This is a genomic window from Bacillus sp. NH11B (genome assembly GCF_001884205.1).
GTDB classification, from domain to species: domain Bacteria; phylum Bacillota; class Bacilli; order Bacillales; family Bacillaceae_G; genus Bacillus_A; species Bacillus_A proteolyticus.
Map to the genome: position 1 here is coordinate 1 of NZ_MAOG01000013.1, position 6,261 is coordinate 6,261.

A 6,261-nucleotide genomic window follows, 5' to 3' on the forward strand; every position below is an offset into this window, starting at 1 on the left:
GTTTTGTGGTATAAGATTGTACGTTGTTCTTCTTAGATTTGAAACGCGGGGCATTGTTTTGTTTTTTGAAAAAGCGTGTATAAGCATCCGCAAGGTTGCGAACAGACGACTGAATCGCAATACTATCCACTTCTTTTAACCAAACAAACTCTTTCTTCATGGCAGGAAGTTTGGCAGAGCATGTACCATATGTTAAACCTTTCCCTGTTTCTTTGTATGCATTATCCCATAGAGATAGGAAATGATTGAATACAAAACGAGAACAGCCAATCGTTTTATTGATTAGGGTTGCTTGTGCTTTATTTGGATAGATACGAAATTTATATACTTTATTAATCATCATTCATTTCACCCCCATTCCGGCATGTTTCTATTATAGAACAAACATACATTCGATATGTAGTGAAGTAACAGTTTATGTATGTCGAACAATTAAGATGGCTTCCTGCCATCCCTTGTCCGAAGCCAATTCATCTCCCACCTACTCCCTTCGCGTTCCTTAAGGAAGGAGTCTTCTTGGCTAAAATGATAAATTTGTATCCATATAATCAAAATAACGCTATTCTTTTTGTAAAAATATATAGAAGGGATGGTGTATTTTTTCATTTTAAGGAAATTTAGTTTTGTTATCTTTCCCTAATAACAAACAAGACGCCAACCAGATCATGAATTACTATTGGTTTAATCATTAACAAGTATATCTGGGCCCTTTTTCAACATATATGTAAAACCTGAAATAAATACGATACTAAATATAATAATGGAAGACCACATATTAAAATGAAATTCTTTACCTACAACTAAATAATAGATGTTATGGACCAAGAAATTAGCACCTATGATAATCCCACCTAACATTGAACTAATTACAAGGCTGATTAAATAAAATTTGAGCTTCTGAAACATTTCCCCTCTACTCCTTTTCTAAAATCAACTTTATTTAGGATATTTTAGAAAATTATACCATTTATTTTTCTGATATTCTTAAATCTATAATATATTTAAGGTTATTTTAAGAGAAGAAGGATTGCCTATCCAAATGTTCATTTTAGGGTCTCACCAACATGCCCATCAAGGTAATGAAACTAGTTGCTCCAAAACAAAAAAATGTATATTTTTACCTAGATATGCCAATTTTCTCATTTTGGGGGTATTTGCCTTTATTAGCTTGTTGGCGATGGGGAGTAACCCATAGAAAAGGAAATCCAAAGGGATAAAACGATGCAACTTCTGTATAAACAGTACATCTTCTTTATAAACGGTACGACTTTATTTCAAAGCTACAGTATTTTATTCTTTTCAACAGATTATTTAGAATAATTGAAAGATAAAAAAGCTCATCTTTTATGAAAAAAGAGATGGGCTTTTTTGTTTGTTGCCAATAAGTGAAGTTACTTGACGTTTACGGATAAAAAACACTCGTTCTGATTAAGGACGAGTGTTTTTTTAGTTTATCTAACAGGTATAAACTTCCATGAGCTAGGTTTTTGTTTTTTTCCACCTAGTACGATCCAATTTTTCTCTGCATTTATATTTTCATAATTTAATGGATAGTCATCTGTAAAAATATTATATTCTGTAGGTTTATCCAGGTTAATTTTAATTTTAAAGTCAGCTAAACTATCCGATTTTTGAGCAAGGTGAATCCAACTAGAATAATTAGACCAATTTAAATATTGAAATTGATCGTAATTTGAGTGCTTCATGCGAAGATATATACTCTCCCCGTGGTGTAGCTTTGCATCATTTTCTTTGTAGAATTCAAATGCTATAGGTGTACCAGATAAAGCATTGTTTTCTTTACTTGCAAGTGAGACATAATCATAACGGTTTGCTACATACCATTCAAATGTTAGACCTTGATAAGGAGATTCACTTGGTACGATATAATAGTTTTTCCCTGCTTCTATGACGTTTCCTTCTATATCATAGATTAATGCAGTCTCTATACTTGGAGCTTTCACATTTTCAGTAAAAGTTTTAAACCAAAGATTTAAGAAACCTGCTGTATTGCGCTGAGCTTCTCCTAAGCTTCGCTGCACAGCTGGGGTAACCATTTCTTGCCACAATTGTGCCTTACCACTATTATAATACTTAAATGTTTTATCATTAGTAATATTTTGGATTTCAGGTTTAGCTACTCGGGCTGCATAATCAATCCATTCTTCAGGTGTGGATAGAGAGTCGTTATACTTCCCTCCAGTATTGACTGCAAATTGATTTTGAATGGTTGTAACATAATTTTCAAAGTAGCTATGATACTTTATAGCTCTCGTATCAATTGCTGTAAAATTTGCTGCATGCATAGGTTGGGTAGCATCTGTAAAGTAGTGTGTGGCTACTCCTAAGTAATAGAAAGCTTTTTCATAGTCTTTATTTCGTAAATGTTCTCCAGATTCATAAAAGTATTTCTTACCTTGTGTAAGAGCCGTTGGATTTGTTTCTCCTCTATAATTTTCTTTAGTATCAGGATCATAAAAATGAGATTTCCATCCGCCTTTAAAAACGCCGCCTATTCCTGTTCCACCATCGTTAAACTCTGCATTATAATCTGCATCATATAATCCTTTAGAAAATAGATCCTTATATTGCGGATAATTTAAAAAGTCCACAGCCTGCTTATTTGCTTCAATATTAGATTCTGTTTTCATAATTTCAATAGCTTGTTTTGCAATCCATAAATGTGTACTTTTATCAGAATGATACGGAGCTTCTGCAGACCATCTTGCAGTAATAGGATCATTCTCAGTTAAATCAATTTGATCGAGATGAGCATAGCTAATTTGAGGAGATACTCCTAAAATAGTTAAAGTCACTCCAGCTATACATAGTGTTGATGCGAATTTTTTCATTTTTTTATTTCCTTTCTAAATATTAAGATTCTTATGCGAATCTTAATCATATTAACCTAATATCAACAGGTAAATATCTCTAATAAAAGTGCGGTTAGCAAAGGCTAACTGCTTAATATTTCTCTTAAAGGGATACCGCCACATCGATCAACTTAAAAGTTTTAAGTAGACACTAAACAATAATTTACTTTCTCTACCTCTAGTTATATATAAAATCGCGTCTTATTTAAACATATATTTTTATGCAATTTCGCATATACAAATATAGGGAATCGAATAACCTTCCATTTATTGTATTAATGAATGACCGTTGTCTTTAGATAATTAAAATTATGATATTTTAAAGAATTCAGACGTAAAATTCATGCAAAAAAGAGCACCGCTATCTGTAGACGGTAAACGTAAAGCAACTCCAAAATATATAATAAAAGTTGACTTTGGTTTGAATCCTGAGATAAGAAACAGACTTAATGGATTATATATGACTATTTTCTTTTTGGGAGGAGCCTTTGGTTCATGGATTGGAAGTTATACTTACTATAAATTTAATTGCGAAGTAACTTTGCTCATACATAGCAAAAAGTGATCAAACTTTATTTTAAGCCTACATTAAAATGACTCAAAAACTCTTAGCGTGGGGTTTTTCCGAAATGCTGGCGATACCCCACAAATGGATCGAGTTTGATATAATAGAAGGAAAAGAACAAATGGAACAGATACGAAAATCTCTGGAAAACATAGAGAAACAAAGCCTAACTAAAAAAGTGAAACCTCTTCGACTGTTTCTAAAGGAAATCGTGATTGGAAATATCCCTCTAAAATGAAATGAAATTGTTACCTGTAAAAATACAAATTAAGTATTACAGCAACTATTTGGAATCTAATTGTAATTCAGTTTTGTCGTTTGTCAGTGTATTATCAGAATTACAATTTCCAGAGTAGATAGCTCTTGCTTCATCACACGAATCAGATTTTTCACATCCTATAAGCATTCCTAATGTTATAAACGATAATAAAATCTTTTTCATTATAATACACGCTCCATACTATTTAGAATGTTATGATGTTCTTAGACTAAGTAAAGTTTATAACATATATTCCCATAACAAAAAACATATGTATTGAATTTAAAAAACTGAGGAAGGTCAATTTTTGACCAATTTATATAATAGACTTCACCATACATGCCCGTCAACTTAAGAAGTGGGTTGTTCCCCGAACCGAAAACATTTTTTCGCTATGGGGAAACTTAAAATCTTAGCTTGATAGCAATGTGGTATTCTTTCTATTTTATGGTATTAAAAAAGGTTCTGGTGCGAAAATGTTAGTTAGAAACATAGAGTAGCAATTCCTTCTTCATTTCTATCTTATGAAGCTAAGCCAAATAATTTATGAATAAATCACTTCTGGTTTTGGGCAGACTTATCCGGTAAAACAAGTTGCCCTTTTTTCATCATATGCATGGCTTCAACACCACTCAATATAGAGATTGCTGTTTTAAACGACTTTAATCCTAACATAGAACGAACTCGCCTTTTAATAAACCGGTGGTCTTCTTCCACTATATTATTGAGATATTTAACTTGCATTAGTTGTATGCCTTCAGGCATATGTTTCTCTTCTCTTAACTCTTGAATTGCTACAGGATAGGCAGGGTTCTTATCTACTGTTATCACGCGAGGTTTAGAAACATACGAAAAAGCCAAGGCTTTCTTGGAAAAGCGCTTGGCTGCTTGTTTATCTCTTGATTTACTTAGATAAAAATCAATTGTATACCCTTCTGAATCGACTGCACGGTATTAGTACATCCATTGAGCTTTTACTTTGATATATGTTTCATCGACTTTCCATAAGTCATTTGTTGATTTAAGATGATGTCGTACTTTCTCTTCTAATTGAGATCCATATTGATGAACCCAGCACATAATCGTTGTATGAGCAACAGATAAGCCCCGTTCCGCCATCATTTCCACCAAATCACGAAAGCTCAAGTTGTACCGTAGGTACCATCTTACTGTTTGCAAAATATTATCATGATGATAATGCTTCCACTTGAATAAATTTCGCTTTCCATACTGATCACCCACCTTTTTTAGAGTAATAGTATCAGTATGTCCAAGATTTAGAGATTATTTGCAATTATCTTGAAGTTTTGGCATCAGAGCCTTACATCTTATGTCCCCACTGGTCAAAGTGATAATCTTTACCGTCGATTTTAAACCAACCGTCTGAATAAAGTGAACCATCTTCTCTAGCACAATACCAAAGGTATCCGTATGCAAGAGGCCAAGGTCTATATCCACCACCAACTTGGAACCACCCTGTTTTAGCTGCCCCTTTCTCATCGAAGTAATAATATTTATTATCGATAGTTTGCCATCCTGTTTGTGCTACGCCGTTATTGTCAAAATGGTATATCTTACCATCTATTTTTTCAAACCCTGCTCGATTAACTGATCCGTCTTCATGAAAATAATATTTTTTTCCGTCAATGTTTTCATAAGCATTGAACGTATAATTGCGACCATTTGTGAAATAGTATCTTTTACCGTCTATCATTTTCCAGCCGGTATAGAAAACTCCATCTTCTAAACTATAATATTCTAGTAGGTTCTCACTTTTGTTGAGCCCTGTTTTATAAAGCGAACCGTCATGCTTAAATGATAATATTTTGTTGTCCAACCCAACATTAACAACGCTGTTTATCACTTTTCCATTTAGATCAGTAACTCTTTCAAGTACACCTTTGTCGGAAACGTGAATAATTTTATTTTGATCTTCTAAGCGTATTTCCTTTTTATTTACATTGTAATTTTGGAAGTAATAAATTTTACCATCTACTTCTTTTAGACCTTCTTTAACGATTGCTCCAGAAGCATCGGCATAGGAATCTCCATCCCAGGTTGATCGCTGTAAAACACCATCATCATTAAAGTAGTAGTATTTATTCTCAATCTGTGAATCACTTCCATTTCCAGCAACCATGTAGCCATAAGGCGCTGAGAAATAATAAGTCTTCCCCTTAATTTCTTGCCAGCCTGTCAAAATGACTCCTTCAGCATCTGTAAAGGAATACCCATCACCTCGGTTTATCCAACTGTTCTTTATCACGTTTCCAGAGGAATCTTTTGCAATCCATTTAGTAGAATCTTTTTCATCAGCTACAGCCTGTACTTTATCATACTTCTGTCTCTCATTTTCTTTACCCGGATACCACTCTATTAACCAATTGTTAATTTCATTGTTGCTTTTATCAGAGAAACGAATTTCAGATTTGAAACTCCAATCAGTACCAAATTGAGAAATATATTGATTACCAGCCAAACTTACCCCATTTTTGTTATTCAAACGGAACTGAAATTTACCATCGTTAGAATTTCCTATCTGAACAAGTTCAAACACTTCATCA

At 33.3% G+C, this 6,261-nt stretch carries 4 protein-coding genes and 2 pseudogenes; 1 reads left to right on the plus strand and 5 read right to left on the minus strand.

Annotated features, from left to right (window positions below; translation table 11 throughout):
* The 3 genes from BAU27_RS02020 to BAU27_RS02030 form a co-directional block, all read right to left on the minus strand.
* Nucleotides 1-343: helix-turn-helix domain-containing protein (locus BAU27_RS02020; RefSeq protein ID WP_139254598.1), on the minus strand; the 343-nt coding region annotated here is incomplete at its 3' end.
* Nucleotides 344-681: 338 nt separating this feature from the next.
* Nucleotides 682-906: a hypothetical protein gene (locus BAU27_RS02025; protein WP_071769988.1), complete on the minus strand. Its 225-nt coding sequence runs from the start codon at nucleotides 904-906 to the stop codon at nucleotides 682-684.
* A gap of 545 nt (nucleotides 907-1,451) precedes the next feature.
* Nucleotides 1,452-2,852 carry a zinc dependent phospholipase C family protein gene (locus BAU27_RS02030; protein WP_071769989.1) on the minus strand — a complete coding sequence of 467 codons (1,401 nt, stop codon included), beginning with the start codon at nucleotides 2,850-2,852 and terminating at the stop codon, nucleotides 1,452-1,454.
* A 427-nt stretch (nucleotides 2,853-3,279) separates the two neighbouring features.
* Here BAU27_RS02030 and BAU27_RS31580 point away from each other — a divergent pair.
* Nucleotides 3,280-3,438: pseudogene (locus tag BAU27_RS31580) on the plus strand (MFS transporter); the annotation flags it as partial.
* A gap of 814 nt (nucleotides 3,439-4,252) precedes the next feature.
* Here BAU27_RS31580 and BAU27_RS02045 read toward each other — a convergent pair.
* A pseudogene (locus BAU27_RS02045) lies at nucleotides 4,253-4,939 on the minus strand (IS6 family transposase).
* A gap of 79 nt (nucleotides 4,940-5,018) precedes the next feature.
* Nucleotides 5,019-6,261 (minus strand): N-acetylmuramoyl-L-alanine amidase family protein (locus tag BAU27_RS02050; RefSeq protein ID WP_083595842.1); only part of this gene is annotated, 1,243 nt, incomplete at its 5' end.